An 18,177-nucleotide genomic window follows, 5' to 3' on the forward strand; every position below is an offset into this window, starting at 1 on the left:
AGCATATACCAGCCACTAGCACCACACGAAGGGCATACTCGTGCCCTATCTTAAGAATACTATGCAAAGAGTAAATTTATTTTGTAGTCCTAATCAAGGTTGTATCGGGTAATACCCAATCACAAATAGTATGGTGATGGAATCTGGTCAATTCCAGTCAATCAATTTCCAACCAGGCAATTTCCAACCAGGCAATTTCCAACCAGGCAATTTCCAGCTAGGCAATAACCAGAATCGCTTCAACTTCTACGGCAACGCCTTTGGGCAGCGATGCAACACCGACCGCGGCGCGGGCCGGATAAGGCTCGGTAAAATAGTGCATCATTACCTCATTCACGGCAACGAAATTTCCAAGATCGGTCAATGATATATTCAGTTTGACCGCATCGGTTAAATCGCCTCCAGAAGCATTGGCAACAGCCGCAAGGTTTTGAAAAACCTGGTGTGCAGCCGCTTCAAAAGATCCACCCACGACCTCCATGGTCTTCGGGTCGAGCGGAATTTGTCCTGAAATATAGACCGTATTTCCAACCTTGACTGCCTGTGAATAAGGCCCGATGGCAGCAGGCGCATTTTCTGTACTGATGATCGTTTTTGTGCTCATGATTTGTTGACTCTGATATTTAGGCAAGCTTGATTAAACCATAAAACTGATTGGCTTTGTCATGAGGTTTGCTATGCGATGATGGTTGCTGTTTCAGGCGGAAAAATTCAAACTTCCCTGATTATTCGAATCGTGATTATTGATATAATAATCTTTGTTTTGAAGATCAGGCTTATGGCATTACGTTGCGACATAAAAGCAAAAAGTTATGAATGAAAAAAATCCTCTGCAACAAGCCCTCGATTCTCGGCAATCGATTAATGTAATTTTCAATGGATCAGGAAGTGAATATTTCAAGATTTGGATTGTGAACTTGATGCTCAGTATTATTACCTTAGGGATTTACTCGGCTTGGGCCAAGGTTAGAACCAAGCGTTATTTTTACGGCAATACCGAACTTGATGGATCGGTGTTTGAATATCACGCTACCCCGATAATGATACTCAAAGGTCGATTAATTGCAGTGACTATTTTTGTGGCTGTGTTACTCAGTGATCAATTCTTCCCAACCGCTCAACTATTCATATTTGTAGTCCTTGCACTGGTTGCGCCCTGGGTGATTTGGCGGTCAACAGTATTCAACGCACGGATGGCGAGCTACCGAAACGTGAGATTCGCTTTCATAGGAGAAGTATCCAAACTTTACATTTATTTGCTTTTGCTGCCGTTATTGCCACTGTTAATAGCAAGCGCAATGGTTGGCCTGAACTATCTATCCTCCGGGAGTGTCAGTCTTATAGCCGACCCTACCGCCAGCGCGGCAGTTTTTGGTTCAGCGGTTTTTGCCATATATCTGCTTGGGCCTTACATTCAGCAAAAATTGATGAGTTATTATTTTAATCACCATCGTTATGGGCAAGGGATATTTCAGGCAAGGCTGGAGCCATCGAGATTTTATATTATCTATTTGAAGTTAACAGGTTTAGGAATATTGATCACGATTCTGCTCGGTTCAATCGGTGTCCTTATTGCGATTTTTGGTTCGAATTTGGTTGATTTTGAGAAAATCACGAATTATATGGCATCGCCAAGGTTCGCACTAATATTCAGTGTTCTTTTAATAGTGGTGATATTTCATGTCGCTTTTGTCGGCAAAGCCTACCTGCAATCCAGAGTTAGAAATTATGCATATGGGACGCTCACATTGGGTTCTGGCATATCGCTGAGTTCCAGATTGCGTGCGTGGAAATTATTTAAGATATTTACCACAAACTTTTTTATGTTGGTGTTCACCCTGGGGTTGGCTTACCCCTGGACAGTAACTCGACTGATTCGCTACAAGCTGGAAACGATCGGCTTAACCGCCAAAGATAGTTTGGATGGGTTTGTTACGCAAATACAATCACAGCAGTCTGCCTTGGGCGAAGAAATCGGCCAAGCCTTCGATCTGAATCTGGATTTAGGTATTTAGGCATGGAAATCTGCGGCATCTGGTATCCTGCTGGAAGCTCGGAACGTCGCAACGCGACTTTGCTTCTTGATAAGAATAAATATCTGCTTCAAATGGACGATGCAAACCAAAACGTTCGGCCAATCACGGGATTTGTCTCCGAGTTGAAAACAAGTCAGCGCGTCGGAAATATTCCGCGCAGGATAACATTCAACGACCATTCAATATTTGAAACGCAAAATAACGATAAAATAGATCAATGGATTAATCTCAGTGGAACGGAGGGTAAGTTTGGTGCCGTGTTACATGAAATAGAATCGAAATGGCGCTGGATTGTTTCCTCGCTGGTTACAGTGATTTTGATTAGTTTTGCAGGAGTTAATTGGGGATTGCCCTGGTCGAGCCAGGCATTGGCTCGCACTGTGCCGGATGGTGTGGTTAAGAAAGTTTCATCGCATACTATGTCGGTACTCGACAAATTATTTTTTGAATCCAGCCAAATTTCTGCAGACAGGCAAGGAGATCTGGAAACGCATTTTTACGCATTAACCCAGAGCCTGAAGAAAAATCAGGCGGCTGAATTTAAGCTCCACTTCAGAAAATTAGGGGTCGCCAATGCGTTTGCATTGCCTTCAGGGGATATTATCATTAGCGATGAGTTGCTTGCGATTATCGAAAATCAAAACCAGGTTGACGCTGTTTTGCTTCACGAAGTGGGGCATGTTGTCAATAATCATGGATTGCAGCAAATTATTAGATCTTCCATTGTGTCATTTGTTGTAGCCATGATTGCTGGGGAGCCGTCCGGGTTAGGGGAAATGTTTGTTGCCTTACCCACATTCATGCTGCATAGTCACTATTCCCGGGAGCATGAAGTTGAAGCGGATTTATTCGCATTGCAGGCGATGGTCGAAAAAGGAATTGATCCGGTCCATTTCGCTGAAGTCCTTAAAAAGATTGATCCAAACCTGCCCAAAATGGAACAGGAATATTCCGATCAAGATGAAAAATTAAAACAAGCAAGTCCCGAGGATGAATCTGTGCTGGATTATTTTTCCAGTCATCCTGCCACATCTGATCGAATTGTCACCGTCCTGGAATATTCGAAGCGATTTCGACAAAAGCACAATTAGCTGAAAAAGGGCGGGAACTAAGGACGGCTTAGAACACCGGCTATAGTGGGTTTTGAAGCGCCGGTTACCGAGGGCAGGGTTGATGTCAGTCGGTTCAGCGTTCGATGTGCCATCCATGCAAATGCCGCCGCTTCAACCCACTGTGGGTCGATTCCCAAGGCTGAAGTTGTATCGATTATTATTGTGGTTTGCTGCTTGAGCAAAGTGATTAAAACCCGGTTTTTTGCGCCGCCGCCACAAACATAGGCGGTGGCTGCCTCGGGCTCCAGCTTATTCAATTGATCGGCAATTGTTTTGGCGGTGAGTGCTGTCAATGTCATCAATATGTCAGTGTTTGTAGCGTGGTCGCGCCCCTCCCATAGGCTTAATTTTTCCTTTAGCCATTGCTCGTTAAAATATTCAAGCCCGGTGCTTTTGGGCGGTGGCATTTCAAAATAGGCGTCCTTTAACAGCATATCAAGGAAGTCTAATTGAATTGTCCCGCTTTCTGCGATTTCACCGTTATTATCATAATCGCAGTCGAAATGAATGCGGCACCAATAATCCATTAGCGTATTTCCGGGCCCGGTATCAAATCCCATTACATCGTTTTTGTCATCTGCCGGCAAAAAAGTGATATTGGAAATTCCACCGATATTAATCACGCTACGATTGTCAGTTTTGCTGGCAAACGCGGCTTGGTGAAATGCAGGCGCTAAAGGGGCGCCTTGTCCGCCGGCCGCTAAATCGGCAGATCTAAAATCTGTTACAACGGCGATTTTTGCAAGCCGCGCCAGTTCCGCACCGCTGCCGATTTGCAGTGAAAATGAGGGATCACTGTCAGGGCTGTGATGAATTGTTTGGCCATGACAACCGATCACAGCTATATTTTTTCTGTCAATGGTTTCTAACAATCCGCAAACAACTTCGGCATAGTACTGCGCAAGTTCAGTATCCAAATTTTCCGATTGTTGCGCATCCATGATTTTACGATCGATTAACCGTCTGATTTTGTCCTTGATATCCTTCGGGTAGTCGAAATTTACTGTCGAATGTATCGTCAGTTCCCCTTTATCAGCAATTTTCAGAACCACGCCATCAATCCCATCCACGCTGGTGCCTGACATTAAGCCAATGGCATAAACCGGGAGTTTTTTTCTGGGCATCGGTACATTATACCAGCGTATGGATTCCTGCTTGGTGGGTATGAACGACGAATAGTGTGGGCAATTCAGAGTGATGGTGGGTTGCAATTAACCCACATCCTGACTTTCCAGGTTACTGATTGTCCGGGCTACTGCTGTTTTGCGCCAGGGATATGCGATTTAAATATTCAAGCTCGGCAACCCAGATACCCGCAGTTTGCTGAAACTGCGAGCTGTATTTTTCAGGAATGGGGTTGGATTTAGGCAGTTCTACTGTCATCGGGTTCTTGTGAACACCGTGGATTCTGAATTCATAGTGTAAATGAGGCCCGGTTGCCAGCCCGGTACTGCCGACATAACCGATAATTTCGCCTTGTTTTACTCGAACCCCTGAGCCCATGCCCTTTGCATAACCGCTTAAATGCGCGTACACGGTCTCATACTTTCCGCCATGTTGAATGACAATGGTTTTGCCATAGCCACCGTTACGCCCCGCGAGCCTGATTTTCCCGTCGCCAGTTGTCAGCACCGGGGTTCCCCGTGGAGCGCCGTAGTCCACGCCTTTATGTGCGCGCCAGACTTTTTTGATTGGATGCAAGCGGTTGTTACTAAAGTTAGAGGTAACGTGGCCGAATTTAAGCGGTGTTCTCAAAAAGGTTCCCTTTATGCCGCCACCATCCGGCGCGTAGTAGTTGGTAAATCCATCTTCATCTTCATGCCGAATTGCCTGTAAAATTTTGCCGGACACCACTAACTCTGCAGCTATAATTTCCCCGTTGCCTACTTTTTCATTGTCGAGGTATAGTTCCTCGTAGATGATGGAAAATTGATCACCCTCCCGAAGGTCCATTGTGAAATCAACCTGCCAGCCAAACAGTGCAATGAAGTTATACATGGTATTCAACGAAATCTTCGATTTTTTGGCGGCGCCAAGAAGATTTTGCTGAATCGTGGCTTTGGCATTGTTGAGTCGAATTTCCGGTTCGCGTTTTGTTATCTCAACAACAAATTTATCATCAATCGGTTGAACGGTAAGGGTATCAAAAGTATTTAGCGGATATTGCAACAGTGCTAACTTGCCCGTTTGACCTTTCTTGATTTTAATTTCCTGACCCGGTTTGATTTTCAGCAGCGATTTAGCGGCTTCCAATTGGGTCAGTCGGTAAGCGTCGCTGGCGCCAAGATTATTGCGATTAAATATTTGGGAAAGGCTGTCGCCTTTGCGAACTTTGGTTGTTATCCATGGCTGCGACTGTAAATGCGCGGTTAGTCGGATTTTGTTATTGTCAGCATCGTCGGTCTGATTGGGTTCGTTCGACGGTTCAACGGCGAGCGGCTCGGAAACTGATTCCGAACTTATTGACTCCAACATTAATGGCTCGGAAGTTTTTGGTTGCGAAATTTTCGCTAAATTCAATTTTGGGATAATTTCGAGGAAATCGTTTTGTGCGTTAATTTCGGCAAGGTTTTCAGTAGATGCTGAAGGTGTGTTGGTAAAAATATAAATAGCGGATAACATTACTGTGGCGAACGACGCTAAAACGACACGATATATTCTGGCACGATGCATTCCAATCGTTGACTGGCTGGCACTCGGGTCTTTAAGATTGCGCTGTCGTGTTGATCTCTTCACAAGTGTCATCATTAGATATTTGAGCCTGATATCGTTGAGTTTTACGTATTTGCGTCTTTGTGTGGACGGCAAGAATCACTTTAGTTATTCTGACTTTTGTTTCCGCGCTGTACTCTACCCATAAATGCTTCACAGGTCAAACAAGTTTTCACCGTAACTTTATGTATTTAAGTATTAAATAGTTTTAATAAATTAACCATGAATGAGAAATCAAATAATTTCCAGGAGATTATCTCCGAATTGTCCAGAGGGACGGATGAAATCCTGCTTGAGCAGGTGTTAACGGAAAAACTCAAAACCGGTCGACCGCTTCGAGTGAAAACCGGGTTTGATCCTACCGCACCGGACTTACACCTTGGCCATACGGTTCTAATCAATAAAATGCGACAATTTCAGGAATTTGGACACCAGGTGATTTTCCTGATTGGTGATTTCACCGGGCTGATTGGTGATCCAAGTGGCACAAATGTAACGCGCCCACCCCTCACGCGGGAGCAAGTGATGGCCAATGCTGAAACCTATAAAGATCAGGTGTTTAAAATTCTGGACCCAGACAAAACCGAAATTCGGTTTAATTCCGAATGGATGGACAAACTCGGTGCCGCAGGCATGGTTACTCTTGCTGCCCGGTACACCGTGGCAAGAATGCTTGAACGAGATGATTTTAAAAAGCGATTCAATAACAATCAACCCATCGCTATTCACGAATTTCTGTATCCACTGGCTCAGGGCTACGATTCTGTTGCGCTGAAAGCGGATGTGGAGCTTGGCGGCACCGACCAGAAATTTAATTTGCTAGTCGGGCGTGAGTTGCAGAAGCAGTACGGCCAGCCGCAACAGGTGGTGATGACCATGCCATTGCTGGAGGGATTGGATGGGGTTAAAAAAATGTCAAAAACATCGGGCAATTATGTTGCTCTCGAAGATACCCCGGCAGAAATGTTCGGCAAGATTATGTCGATTTCAGATGAGTTGATGTGGCGATATTTTGAGCTGCTGAGCTGCAAGTCGAGCGAGGAAATCGCCAGATTGAAAAATGAAGTCGCTCAAGGCATGAACCCGCGCGAGGCCAAATTTGCCCTGGCCGAGGAAATCGTTGCGCAGTTTCATTCAAGCGCCGATGCGAGCCGCGCCAAGCGGGGTTTTATCGAGCAGTTCAGCAAGGGCGGGATGCCGCAGGATATGCCCGCGGTTGAATTGCTGGCGGCGAACGGTCTGCCCATCGCCAACCTGCTGAAACAGGCGCACTTGGTGGAATCGACTTCGGATGCGCATCGCATGATCAAACAAGGCGCGGTGCGGGTGGACGGCGAGAGAATCAGCGATCGCCAGCTGATGATCAAAGCCGGGGCCGAGCATGTTTTCCAGATTGGCAAAAGAAAGTTTGCTAAAGTTCGTCTTGCCAGAAACTAGCCATCACAAGACATTCCGGAGATAATCATCAACCATATGATTTGATATGAAAAATTCAATAGGACAAACATTCTACCAAGCAGTTTTATTCAGCGTTGTGGCATTAGTTGCGGCGGAATGCATTGCCCAAAGCACGACATCCGACATCTCAACCTCGCAGGACTGCTCGAAAATTGATTTGCAAGTGCCGGACGGCGGGTTGCTCGCGCGGGAAGAGAGAATTGCACTGCTTGACCAGGCTCTTTTGGAGTCACTCAATAATTCTGAGCCGTGCCAATCCGCCGCATCCGCCGTGAATAACGGAGCGGCTGGCAGTGGTGCAGCTAGCGAAGGTCTTGAGGGAACGGAAAGCGCAACCGGGGCAGAAAGCACTATCGGCACGGAAACTGACGTGGAGTCAGTGCCAGTCGGTGATATTCAGGGCGATATGCCAGTCTCTGAAGAGCCACGGGACGCTCACGATACCGCCGCGGATGAAACCACTGCCGCAAACCAGCCAGTTCAGGATAATCGCGATGCAGTATTATCCAACGGCAAAGCGCCAGAGGATATTCCTCCGGAGGAAAATGATGATATTATCGCAAAGCAGTTTCGGCAAGCGGCTATCCAGGAAACCGACCCGGTGGCCAAAGCAAAACTATGGAATGAATATCGACGTTACAAAAACCTGCCTGTTCAGGATGTTCCTGAAACTTGATTCCAAACCTTAACCGGACAAAGAGAAAAATGAAACACTTCGACCGAACTGCCTGGAACAGAAAAATCAAGCGCGTGTATTGCATTTTTTTGTTTGTTGGCGCAGCCGTATTAAGCGGCTGTGCTACCACATCCGGTGGCATAACAAGTGTTCCCAGTGTTGGCCCAGTTCTCTCTTCCGATTACGGCAATACCGGCACGCTCTCGGTCAACGGCAATTTGCCGAAGATTGATGTGGCGGTGCCGGTGTTTGACCCCAACCTGCCGAAGGACCGCGATACCTGGGAAAAACAAGGCATATTTGCGGAATTGCGGCGCGCCGAGTCAAATCGTTTTGCGTTGAAAATGAAGTCGGCGCTTGAGGATACCCATGCTTTTGGTGCGGTAAGGGTTGTTCCGAACTCGACAGCCACAGGCGATTTGTATGTTGTCGGGAAAATTATTCAATCCAACGGGGAAGATGTGAAAATAAATATCACTGTTGTGGATATTTCCGGCAAACAGTGGTTCACCAAAGATTTCACGCACCGCGTAAAAGAAGGGTTTCACGGCAACATTCGCAACAAGGGAAAAGATCCCTATGCTCCGGTGTTCGAAGAAGCGGCTGCGTATATCGTTAAAAAGTTGAACAAGCGCAAGTCCGGAGAACTGAAGAGGCTACAACTTATATCGGAAATTCGTTTTGGCAGCAGTTTGTCCGAGGAAACTTTTTCCAGGTATCTAAAAGCAGAGGGGAGGCGCGTGGATTTAGCGGCCGTACCGGCGGATAATGACCCTGCGTTGCAGCGGATAAAGCCAATTCGTGTGCGCGATCAACTGTTCATTGACCGAATGCAAACCCATTACACCGATTTTGACCAAAAAATGGATGACAGTTATCTGGTTTGGCAACAACAAAGTTTGGTGAAGGTGAAAGCCGCCAGGAAAGCAAAAAAAAAGGCCCTGGTGCAGGGGATTCTGGGTGGTTTATTAGTTGTTGCCGGCGCGGTGGCGGCAGCGGATTCCAATAATAACGCTGCAACGGAGGTGGCCGCAACGGGTGCGATCATTGGTGGCGCGATAGTTTTGGGGCAGAGTTTCCAAACCAGGGCGGAGATGAAAGTCCACCGTGAGGCTTTGGCTGAACTTGGGCAGTCAATCAATATAGAAATTGCGCCGCAAGTTGTCGAATATGAAAATCAAACGGCTGATCTGGTTGGTGACGCCGCGCAACAGTATAAACAGTGGATTGCATTTCTGAAAAAGATTTATGATTTAGAAGTCACGCCGGCCAAACAGTTGTAGTGGATAGCATGTCCCCAGGCGTGTTGGAAAAAAAACTTGCGGAGGTGCAATCCCACCAGTCGAGAAAAAAAAAGATTTTTGGCTATAGTGTGTTGGCGATTTTTGCGGTGCTGTTTGTGGTTGCTTTTGTGTATTTGGCGATTCAACTTGACCGCGCACGGCCCCAGTTGCTTGAGTTTCTCGGCTTGGCAGATATTTCCTGGCAACTTGATCGCGCACGGCCCCAGTTGCAGCAAGCGGAGGAGTCAAGCCCGCAACGGCCGGCCGCCGATGTCGGCGACACCACTGGGCTGCCGCCGGACAATGTTACCGAGGCAACCCAACCCACTGAAAGCCCCGCGGCCGGCACTGACACTACGGCTTTTCGCCAACAGTTTATGCAACAGTTGGCGCAATATGAAAACGAAGTTGAACCGAAAATCGATGAAATACGGTTGCAGTATTGGGATGCGAAAACGCATACCGAACTGGCCGACCTGAAAGCGCGCGCGATTGAATTGTTTTCCAAAGGCGAATATTTGCTTGCGCGGGAGGGTTTGCAACAGGCGCGCACGATGGCGGCGGAGGCATCGGCGGAATATGTCAGTCGGCTGGCGACGGCGAAACGCGAAGCGAAAGAGGCTTTTGAGAATAATCGAGCACCAGAGGCGGAAAAAGCCATACAACAGGCGTTGCGCATGAGTCCGGCCGACTCAGAAATGCTGGCTTTGCAGAAGAGGGTCGAGGTAATGCCGCAAGTGCTGGATTTATTGAGACAGGCCGGTGTTGCTGAAAACGAGAATCGACCCGAAAAAGAAGTTGTGGCGTTGCAAAAAGTTTTATCAATTGACCCATCTCGTGGTCAGATTAAATCGCGTCTGGAAAAATTACGGACACAATTGAGACAACAACAATTTTCCAGCGCATTAAGCAAAGCACAAAATGCCTTGGATGCGGGTAATTTAGCAGATGCAAAAAAACAGATCGCCTTGGCCAAAACTATCCTCCCGGCAAGTAAGGCACTCGGACCTTTGCAAAATCGATTGCAACAGGCGCAGACGGAGCGGGAATTTGCAGAACAAATGTCCCTCGGCGAGCAAGCGGTGCAACGCGATGACTGGCCGGCGGCAGCCAAGAGTTTCGGGCGCGCTCGGAAAGTGAAACCGAATGCCAAAACGGCCACCGACAATTATCATGCCGTGCAGAAAGTCGTCAAGATCACGCAGAAAATCAGCGGCATGCTTGCCCGGGAGCAACGACTTGGAGATAAAAATATTCTCGATTCCGTTGCCGCGTATTTGCGCGAAGTCAAGCCTGTTGTCGGGGCGAGTCCACGGCTGCAGAAAATCCATGTCGAATTAACGCGCAAGGTGGATTTATACAAAACCGAAGTGGATGTGGTTGTGGTGTCCGATAATAAGACGTATATCGTCGTGCGCGGCGAAGGGCAGGTTGGGAAAACCGCACGCCGCACGATTCGGCTGCGCCCCGGGAAGCGCGTTTTTGAAGGCTCGCGTTCCGGTTACAAGTCCAAATTGGTTACGCTTGACATTGTGCCGGGGACGCCATCGCTTGAAGTTACCATTGTCTGCGATGAAAAAATTTGACATGAAAATATGATCGGGCTTGAACAAAAACTGGAAACGGCAAAGAAAGGTTTTCGAGCAAAGTTGATGTTTAGCGCGTTCGGGGGAATTTTGTTGTTTGCGGTCGTCCTGCCACTGGCTTACTTCGCGCATAGCGTCTCGTTTCGTATCGCGCCTCGGTTGGCCGCAAATAATGCCTCTGTCTCTGTGTCCGATGGGGTTGGGTTGGTGCTTTTTGATGCGGTATACCTGCTTGGCGGGCAAGCAACTGTGCGCTTTGAATCGCCCGGATTTATTAGCCAAGCAGTGGACCTTGATTTCCAAAAAGGCGCAAGACATCTGACTATTGAAATGCAGGAAGCGCCGGTAAGCGTTGTCATCACCACCGAACCGCCGCTTCCACAAACCAGATGGCGCGTCAATGGTGTTTATGCCGCCACCGCTGAGCGATTCTCGCAAGCATTGCAACCGGGCGCGATAAGCATTGAAGTCAATAACGAATTCCACCAACCGGAAGTGTTGAAAATCGAGGTGCAAACAGGAAAAGACTTTGCCCGCCACCTAATCCTGGTGCCGGTCACCGGTAATATCAGCATCACTTCCGACCCAGAAGGCGCGCAGGTCGTGATTGATGGTGACAATAAGGGGGTAACGCCAATTCAAATATCAGCAGTACCGGGCGGTTTGTATCGCACGCAAGTTATTTTGGACGGGTATGAAAATATTGAAGAAGACATCGCCATCACCAACAGACTGACAGAGATCAAGCGGAATTACCGACTCAAATTGAACCGAACCGCAGTGCGAATCAAGGCATCGCCTGCCGACGGCGTTTTGAGCGTCAATGGCGTGGCAACCAATGCAGCCTCCCCGTTGTCGCTGGTTGCGGGGGAAAAATATACGCTTCAGTATGAAAAACCGGGTTACATCCTGCAGTCGCAAGAAGTATTGCCCCAATCAAACAAGAACAAATCAAACGAACAGACGGAAATTTCCTTTCAGTTGCAAAAGGAAATCGGCGAAGTTGTCATTCGCAGCACACCGTCAGCCGACATACTTATAAACGGCAAGGCGATGGGCGCTACTCCACAGACATTGCGTCTGCAAGCGCTACCGCAAAAAATCATCCTTATGCGTTTTGGATACCGAACGGCGGAACTGCTGGTAACGCCGACTGCTATTGCCCGGTTGTTGATTGATGAAGAACTTAAGACCGAATTAGCGGCACGATTATCACAGGCGACTCCTTTTTTGACTGCCGCCGTTGATATTAAAATGAAATTCTTTAATCCTCGTATTCAATCCGGCACGCAATCCACGGGGCGCTTTACGATGGGTGCGCCAAACAACGAAAAGTTTCGACGCGCCAACGAATTTCAACGGCAGGTCAATCTAACCAAGTCATTTTATGTCAGTATCACCGAAATTACCGAGCAACAGTTTGCCAACTATAAACCGATTCAAGTCGCAGGCAAAAAACATCCGGTACGCAATGTGTCGTGGCTGGATGCGGCGGGTTTTTCTAATTGGATGAGCGCGCAGGATGGGCTGCAACCGGCGTATAAGTTTGTCGATGGACAACTGCACAGTTTTGATCCCACTGCCGACGGCTATCGCCTGCTGTCCGAAGCGGAATGGGAATGGCTGGCACGAATTGCAGGCCGCTCCGAGGTATCCCGATTTGTTTGGGGCAATGAAACCACCATCCCCAAGAACAGTGGTAATTTTGCCGACCAAAGCGCGAAGGGAAGTGTGCCGAAATATATTCCCCGATATAATGACGGCTTCGCCGGTGTTGCGCCAGTGGCTTCGTTTACCGCGGATGTGGTTGGGCTATATGATATGGCTGGAAATGTTAGCGAGTGGGTGCATGATGTTTACGATTTGCAGCCACCCAGGGCCGGGCAGGTTGAGACCAACCCTTTCGGTGGACGGCATAATGATGGCCGGGGCAATGGCTGGGTGATTAAAGGCGCAAACTTTCGTTCGGCATCCATAATCGGCTTGCGCTCCAGCTTTCGGGAGGGTTTGTTGCGGGGGCGTGATAATGTCGGTTTTCGTATAGCACGATACTTATACGGGCAAGAGTAATAGTTAGCTGAGGGTAAAAACCATGACCATGAAACAACGCATTTTTGGCTTGCATTAGCTACGCTTAGCGGCGCAATACTGCTTATTCAAACCATCGTGTTTGATGCTACTGCTGATGGGAAACCCTATTCTGTCAGTTTGAACAGTCCGGTTACTTTTCCGGTTGATATCTAGGAGGAACAATGCCGAATTTGCTTAAAACTGCGGGCGCATTGGTGGTTAGCGCTGCGGGCGTACATCTGTTTTATTTATCTGTCATCAGGCCTCATGCTGAACAGGCTTTGCTTTTGGCGCAACAACAAGGGCAGTCGGCTACCAGAACGCTCTCGGTTATCCTGAAGGATTATGAGCAAGAAATTTGCATTATCCTGATGTTATGGGGCATCTATCTTATTTTGGATAAATGCTACACCATCGCCAGACATCGTTATCTTTTTAATATGGAACTCATCGCCGAGGACCACGAGATGGATGTGAATGAAAGCACCATGCAAAAAATGCAATCGGCTTTGCGCGAATTTGAAAAGATCGAGGACCGCGACACCCGCAATGCGCCGCTGATAAAAACATTAAGCACTGCCGCGCGCCGTTATGTCGCCACCCAGGATGTGCAAAACACCTCAGATGCAATCGTCACCGGCGTCGAGGCGCTCGCGGCGCGCATAGAATCCGGGAACTCCATGATCAGATATTTGATCTGGGCGATCCCGTCCATCGGCTTTATCGGCACCGTGCGCGGCATTGGACAAGCGCTCTCCCAGGCGGACCAGGCGCTTGCCGGCGATATTTCTGGAATGACAAACAGTCTAGGCGTGGCTTTCAATTCAACCTTGGTCGCTTTGATTATCAGCATCTTATTGATGTTTCTTTTGCATGAACTACAGCGCTTGCAAGATAAACTGGTAGTGGACACCCGGGCGTATTGTGAAGAATTTTTGTTAAATCGAATCGAGAAAAATTAATGCGCTGGTGGTCACGACGCAGGCCAGAAGGCTTTAATCTGGCATTTTTAGATATTATGGCCTGTGGTCTAGGCGCCATCATCTTGATTTTTATGCTGGTGAAATATCAATCTGAAAACCCAAATACAGAAGTGAACGCCCTGCGCGCCGATCTGGCGAGTATTCAAGACGAGGTTAAAACCCTTGAGTCAAACAGCAGCACGCTGGCGGCGCAGACCGAAGAACTAAAACAAAAATTGCAGCAGCGGATGCAGCGCGCGGAGCAACAGGATGAAGAGACCGGCGCAACCGTGCAGGCACTCATCCAACTAACCAAAGAAATTGCCGGCATGGAGCAAAAACTGGCGCAGCAAAAACAACGCGCTGAGCTGGCGCAAGAGACTTCGCCATCGAATAAACAAAAATCGAACGAACAACACTTGCTTGGGTTGCGCGTGGCTGGAAAACGTATTTTGATTTTGCTGGATAACAGCGCATCCATGGCGGATGAGCGCCTGCTCGACATTGTCAAAATCAAGGTAGCCGATACCGCCGCCAAAAAATCCGCGCCGAAGTGGCGGCGAGCGATTGCGGTAGCGCAGTGGATTATTGATCGGATTCCTGAGAACAGCAAGTATATGGTTATTAATTACAACGACCAAGCGGATTTCCTGTTGGACAAGAAATGGCTAAGCGGCAGTGATGCGAGCGCTCGTTCAACCGTGTTCCAGGCCCTGGAAAACCTGTATCCCCACAATGCGACCAATCTCCATTCGGCGCTGGAGTTGATTAAAACCAGTGCCGTTCACCCCACGGACCTCTATGTCATTACTGACAGCCTGCCCACCAAAGGACTGGGCAATCTCTCTGCGCTGCAAAGATTTAAGAGCTGCGGTGTTGTCACTAGCAAAACAACCACTGTGTCCGGCAAATGCCGGATAGCACTGTTTTACTCGGCGGTTCAATCTTTTTCGAGTGTTTCCGCTACAGTCAATACAGTACTGATGCCGATCGAAGGCGACCCGGATGCGCCGTACGCTTATTGGCTTTGGGCTGCAACCACCACGGGCATGATGGTCAGCCCGGCAGGGTCGTGGCCATGAAACGCAATAGAAGAAACAGTGAAATATTCGGCATATCCTTCCTCGACGTGATCTGTTGTGGTTTTGGCGCAATGGTGTTGCTCGTGCTTTTGTCAAAAACGGATGTAGTGGGCGGCGTGTTGAATACAGAGCGGTTAAAAAATTTGTTACAGGATGTCACCGCGCAACAAAAAAGCAAGACCGCTGCACAACAAGAACGCGATCGATTGGTGGCTCAAGTGAGCGAACTGGAAACCCAGAGCAGGGAGCTGGAGGCGCCCAATTCCAACCTGGCCCGGTTACAGCAACGGCTTGCCGAACGACGGGCAAAAGCGAAGATATTAAAAATACAAACCGAGGTGGAGGCGCAAAACGAGGTGCCAAAAAAAGCAACGACGGATGAAGTGGTCAAGGTGGGTGGCATTCCAGTGGACAGCAATTACATCATTTTTATTGTAGACACTTCCGGAAGCATGCAAAAAATATGGCCGCGTGTTATTCGTGAACTGGAAAATGTTCTTGACATTCACCCAAAAGTGAAAGGATTTCAGATTATGAATGACAATGGTGTTTATTTGTTGAAAAGCTATGCCCGAAAGTGGATGCCCGACACGCCAGGCAGAAGAAAGTCAGTATTGTCTTTGATGAGAAATTGGACAAGTTTTTCCAACAGCAGCCCGGTGGAAGGATTGCAGAAGGCACTGGAAACTTACGCCAAACGTACCGATAAACTTGCCATTTACATATTCGGCGACGACTACACCGGCTCATCCTATGACCCGGTGTTGAGCACTATTTCAAGCCTGAACCTCAACCCTGAAACAGGCCAACCTAGCGCACGAATTCACGGCATTGGATTTCTGCCGGAAGGCGGTATTGCGGACCGATTTGCCACGTTAATGCGCGAAGTCACACGCCGCAATCGCGGCGCGTTTGTCGGGCTTGGGCTGAAAGACAAAACCTCCATCGTCGAGTCCGAATACCGAATCAATGATTGAAATGGTACTTGGGTTGCGCCATTTCCCCATCGCGCGTTGATTTCACCGGGCAAAATTATGAAAACAACCTCAAAGAAAACAGACCTAAAATGGAAAAATTCCGGAAAATAGTGAAAATAGTTGTTGACGGAGTGGTTTGAGCACGTATAATCTGCGCTCCTGGATTTAGGCAACCGCCCAAATCCCGGTTCTTTCACAACCAAATCAAGCAGATTGTGTGGGCGCTTCGATTCGTCAGAATCTCTCATCCAGTATGGATAAGTTAATGCTGTAAAGCGTTGATTTTCCGCATCTAAAAGCTTCAAGGACTTCGGTCTACGAAGCAGCAAACTTAACTGGAGAGTTTGATCCTGGCTCAGATTGAACGCTGGCGGCATGCCTAACACATGCAAGTCGAACGGCAGCACGAGAGAACTTGTTCTCTTGGTGGCAAGTGGCGGACGGGTGAGTAACGCGTAGGAATCTGCCTGGCAGCGGGGGACAACTCGAAGAAATTCGAGCTAATACCGCATACGCCCTACGGGGGAAAGATGGCCTCTTCTTGAAAGCTGTCGCTGTTGGATGAGCCTGCGTTAGATTAGCTGGTTGGTGGGGTAAAGGCCTACCAAGGCGACGATCTATAGCTGGTCTGAGAGGATGATCAGCCACACTGGGACTGAGACACGGCCCAGACTCCTACGGGAGGCAGCAGTGGGGAATATTGGACAATGGGCGCAAGCCTGATCCAGCAATGCCGCGTGTGTGAAGAAGGCCTTCGGGTTGTAAAGCACTTTCAATTGGGAAGAAAAGCGCAAGGTTAATACCCCTGTGTCTTGACGGTACCAATACAAGAAGCACCGGCTAACTCCGTGCCAGCAGCCGCGGTAATACGGAGGGTGCAAGCGTTAATCGGAATCACTGGGCGTAAAGCGCACGCAGGCGGTTTGTTAAGTCGGATGTGAAAGCCCCGGGCTCAACCTGGGAATTGCATTCGATACTGGCGAACTAGAGTATGGTAGAGAGAAGTGGAATTCCACATGTAGCGGTGAAATGCGTAGAGATGTGGAGGAACACCAGTGGCGAAGGCGACTTCTTGGACCAATACTGACGCTCAGGTGCGAAAGCGTGGGGAGCGAACAGGATTAGATACCCTGGTAGTCCACGCCGTAAACGATGTCAACTAGCCGTTGGGGGACTTGATCCTTTAGTGGCGCAGCTAACGCGATAAGTTGACCGCCTGGGGAGTACGGCCGCAAGGCTAAAACTCAAAGGAATTGACGGGGGCCCGCACAAGCGGTGGAGCATGTGGTTTAATTCGATGCAACGCGAAGAACCTTACCTACCCTTGACATCATCAGAACTTGTCAGAGATGACTCGGTGCCTTCGGGAACTGATTGACAGGTGCTGCATGGCTGTCGTCAGCTCGTGTCGTGAGATGTTGGGTTAAGTCCCGTAACGAGCGCAACCCTTGCCCTTAGTTGCCAGCGCGTCATGGCGGGGACTCTGGGGGGACTGCCGGTGACAAACCGGAGGAAGGTGGGGATGACGTCAAGTCATCATGGCCCTTATGGGTAGGGCTACACACGTGCTACAATGGTCGGTACAGAGGGCAGCGAACTCGCGAGAGCAAGCCAATCCCAGAAAACCGATCGTAGTCCGGATTGGAGTCTGCAACTCGACTCCATGAAGTCGGAATCGCTAGTAATCGCGGATCAGAATGCCGCGGTGAATACGTTCCCGGGCCTTGTACACACCGCCCGTCACACCATGGGAGTGGGCTGTACCAGAAGTAGTTAGCCTAACCGCAAGGGGGGCGATTACCACGGTATGGTTCATGACTGGGGTGAAGTCGTAACAAGGTAGCCCTAGGGGAACCTGGGGCTGGATCACCTCCTAAACCAAATAGAGATTCTCGTTTCGGAGCGTCCACACAATTTGCTTGGTTTTAAAATGAAACTCAACTTGGATGCTGATAGATTGCTTTCCGGTGTGCGCCATACTCGGCGTCGGGATTGTGTTAACCGGGACGGGTGGGTTATTCTTCATGAATGGCATTGTTCTTCTTATTGTGATAAAGGCGACAATGATTGTTTTTAAATTCAGTGACCGTAATTAATCCACAGCGGTTGAGCGTATTATGCGTTCTGTGCACAGATTGTAGCTCAGTCAGTTAAGAGCGCGCACCCGTGGATAAAATGGGGGCGAGGTCGCTTCGACCGCTCTAACCGAATTGGATATAATGA

General features: G+C 48.5%; 13 protein-coding genes and 1 rRNA gene. 11 read left to right on the forward strand and 3 right to left on the reverse strand.

What is annotated here, in order from left to right; genetic code table 11:
- Positions 1 to 217: 217 nt before the first annotated feature.
- Positions 218 to 604: a RidA family protein gene (locus tag ACPXXB_RS04930; protein WP_423910030.1), complete on the reverse strand. Its 387-nt coding sequence runs from the start codon at positions 602 to 604 to the stop codon at positions 218 to 220.
- Between the two features lie 208 nt (positions 605 to 812).
- Here ACPXXB_RS04930 and ACPXXB_RS04935 point away from each other — a divergent pair, with 208 nt between their 5' ends.
- Together ACPXXB_RS04935 and ACPXXB_RS04940 are read left to right on the forward strand one after the other, a co-directional pair.
- Positions 813 to 2,015, forward strand: a complete 1,203-nt coding sequence (locus tag ACPXXB_RS04935) for a YjgN family protein (protein ID WP_423910033.1) — start codon at positions 813 to 815, stop codon at positions 2,013 to 2,015.
- Positions 2,016 to 2,017: 2 nt separating this feature from the next.
- A complete protein-coding gene (locus ACPXXB_RS04940) occupies positions 2,018 to 3,127 on the forward strand; it encodes a M48 family metallopeptidase (protein WP_423910036.1) in 1,110 nt (369 codons plus the stop codon).
- Between the two features lie 17 nt (positions 3,128 to 3,144).
- On the opposite strand, the gene ACPXXB_RS04945 is transcribed toward ACPXXB_RS04940, so the two are convergent.
- Both ACPXXB_RS04945 and ACPXXB_RS04950 read right to left on the reverse strand, forming a co-directional pair.
- Positions 3,145 to 4,359 carry an anhydro-N-acetylmuramic acid kinase gene (locus tag ACPXXB_RS04945; RefSeq protein WP_423910039.1) on the reverse strand — a complete coding sequence of 405 codons (1,215 nt, stop codon included), beginning with the start codon at positions 4,357 to 4,359 and terminating at the stop codon, positions 3,145 to 3,147.
- A gap of 25 nt (positions 4,360 to 4,384) precedes the next feature.
- The gene (locus ACPXXB_RS04950) at positions 4,385 to 5,896 is read right to left on the reverse strand and encodes a peptidoglycan DD-metalloendopeptidase family protein (RefSeq protein WP_423910041.1); all 1,512 of its coding nucleotides are present in this window, start codon (positions 5,894 to 5,896) and stop codon (positions 4,385 to 4,387) included.
- A gap of 186 nt (positions 5,897 to 6,082) precedes the next feature.
- Here ACPXXB_RS04950 and tyrS point away from each other — a divergent pair, with 186 nt between their 5' ends.
- The 9 genes from tyrS (at position 6,083) to ACPXXB_RS04995 (ending at position 17,831) form a co-directional block, all read left to right on the forward strand.
- Positions 6,083 to 7,297, forward strand: coding sequence for a tyrosine--tRNA ligase (gene tyrS / locus ACPXXB_RS04955; RefSeq protein WP_423910044.1), 1,215 nt, complete (start codon positions 6,083 to 6,085; stop codon positions 7,295 to 7,297).
- A gap of 46 nt (positions 7,298 to 7,343) precedes the next feature.
- Positions 7,344 to 7,994 (forward strand): hypothetical protein, encoded by a 651-nt coding sequence (locus tag ACPXXB_RS04960; protein ID WP_423910047.1) that lies wholly within the window; start codon positions 7,344 to 7,346, stop codon positions 7,992 to 7,994.
- 29 nt (positions 7,995 to 8,023) lie between these two features.
- Positions 8,024 to 9,277 (forward strand): hypothetical protein, encoded by a 1,254-nt coding sequence (locus tag ACPXXB_RS04965; RefSeq protein ID WP_423910050.1) that lies wholly within the window; start codon positions 8,024 to 8,026, stop codon positions 9,275 to 9,277.
- The gene (locus tag ACPXXB_RS04970; protein ID WP_423910053.1) at positions 9,277 to 10,863 is read left to right on the forward strand and encodes a hypothetical protein; all 1,587 of its coding nucleotides are present in this window, start codon (positions 9,277 to 9,279) and stop codon (positions 10,861 to 10,863) included. The genes ACPXXB_RS04965 and ACPXXB_RS04970 overlap by 1 nt, the downstream gene beginning before the upstream one ends.
- Before the next feature lie 9 nt (positions 10,864 to 10,872).
- Positions 10,873 to 12,933 carry an SUMF1/EgtB/PvdO family nonheme iron enzyme gene (locus ACPXXB_RS04975; RefSeq protein ID WP_423910056.1) on the forward strand — a complete coding sequence of 687 codons (2,061 nt, stop codon included), beginning with the start codon at positions 10,873 to 10,875 and terminating at the stop codon, positions 12,931 to 12,933.
- 182 nt (positions 12,934 to 13,115) lie between these two features.
- Positions 13,116 to 13,895 (forward strand): MotA/TolQ/ExbB proton channel family protein, encoded by a 780-nt coding sequence (locus tag ACPXXB_RS04980; protein ID WP_423910059.1) that lies wholly within the window; start codon positions 13,116 to 13,118, stop codon positions 13,893 to 13,895.
- Positions 13,895 to 14,977, forward strand: a complete 1,083-nt coding sequence (locus ACPXXB_RS04985; protein ID WP_423910061.1) for a VWA domain-containing protein — start codon at positions 13,895 to 13,897, stop codon at positions 14,975 to 14,977. Before ACPXXB_RS04980 ends, ACPXXB_RS04985 begins: the two co-directional genes overlap by 1 nt.
- The gene (locus tag ACPXXB_RS04990; RefSeq protein WP_423910064.1) at positions 14,974 to 15,954 is read left to right on the forward strand and encodes a hypothetical protein; all 981 of its coding nucleotides are present in this window, start codon (positions 14,974 to 14,976) and stop codon (positions 15,952 to 15,954) included. Before ACPXXB_RS04985 ends, ACPXXB_RS04990 begins: the two co-directional genes overlap by 4 nt.
- A 332-nt stretch (positions 15,955 to 16,286) precedes the next feature.
- Positions 16,287 to 17,831, forward strand: a 16S ribosomal RNA gene (locus tag ACPXXB_RS04995).
- Positions 17,832 to 18,177: the final 346 nt, after the last annotated feature.

Source organism: Candidatus Spongiihabitans sp. (assembly GCF_965237845.1).
Taxonomy (GTDB): domain Bacteria; phylum Pseudomonadota; class Gammaproteobacteria; order Arenicellales; family Poriferihabitantaceae; genus Spongiihabitans.

Excerpts from the sequence above, each read along its gene's own strand:
- ACPXXB_RS04940 (WP_423910036.1), top strand. The coding sequence starts at position 2,018 with ATGGAAATCTGCGGCATCTGGTATCCTGCTGGAAGCTCGGAACGTCGC.
- ACPXXB_RS04965 (WP_423910050.1), top strand. The coding sequence starts at position 8,024 with ATGAAACACTTCGACCGAACTGCCTGGAACAGAAAAATCAAGCGCGTG.
- ACPXXB_RS04935 (WP_423910033.1), top strand. The coding sequence starts at position 813 with ATGAATGAAAAAAATCCTCTGCAACAAGCCCTCGATTCTCGGCAATCG.
- ACPXXB_RS04980 (WP_423910059.1), top strand. The coding sequence starts at position 13,116 with ATGCCGAATTTGCTTAAAACTGCGGGCGCATTGGTGGTTAGCGCTGCG.
- ACPXXB_RS04975 (WP_423910056.1), top strand. The coding sequence starts at position 10,873 with ATGATCGGGCTTGAACAAAAACTGGAAACGGCAAAGAAAGGTTTTCGA.
- ACPXXB_RS04985 (WP_423910061.1), top strand. The coding sequence starts at position 13,895 with ATGCGCTGGTGGTCACGACGCAGGCCAGAAGGCTTTAATCTGGCATTT.
- ACPXXB_RS04950 (WP_423910041.1), bottom strand. The coding sequence starts at position 5,896 with ATGATGACACTTGTGAAGAGATCAACACGACAGCGCAATCTTAAAGAC.
- ACPXXB_RS04930 (WP_423910030.1), bottom strand. The coding sequence starts at position 604 with ATGAGCACAAAAACGATCATCAGTACAGAAAATGCGCCTGCTGCCATC.
- ACPXXB_RS04960 (WP_423910047.1), top strand. The coding sequence starts at position 7,344 with ATGAAAAATTCAATAGGACAAACATTCTACCAAGCAGTTTTATTCAGC.
- tyrS (WP_423910044.1), top strand. The coding sequence starts at position 6,083 with ATGAATGAGAAATCAAATAATTTCCAGGAGATTATCTCCGAATTGTCC.
- ACPXXB_RS04990 (WP_423910064.1), top strand. The coding sequence starts at position 14,974 with ATGAAACGCAATAGAAGAAACAGTGAAATATTCGGCATATCCTTCCTC.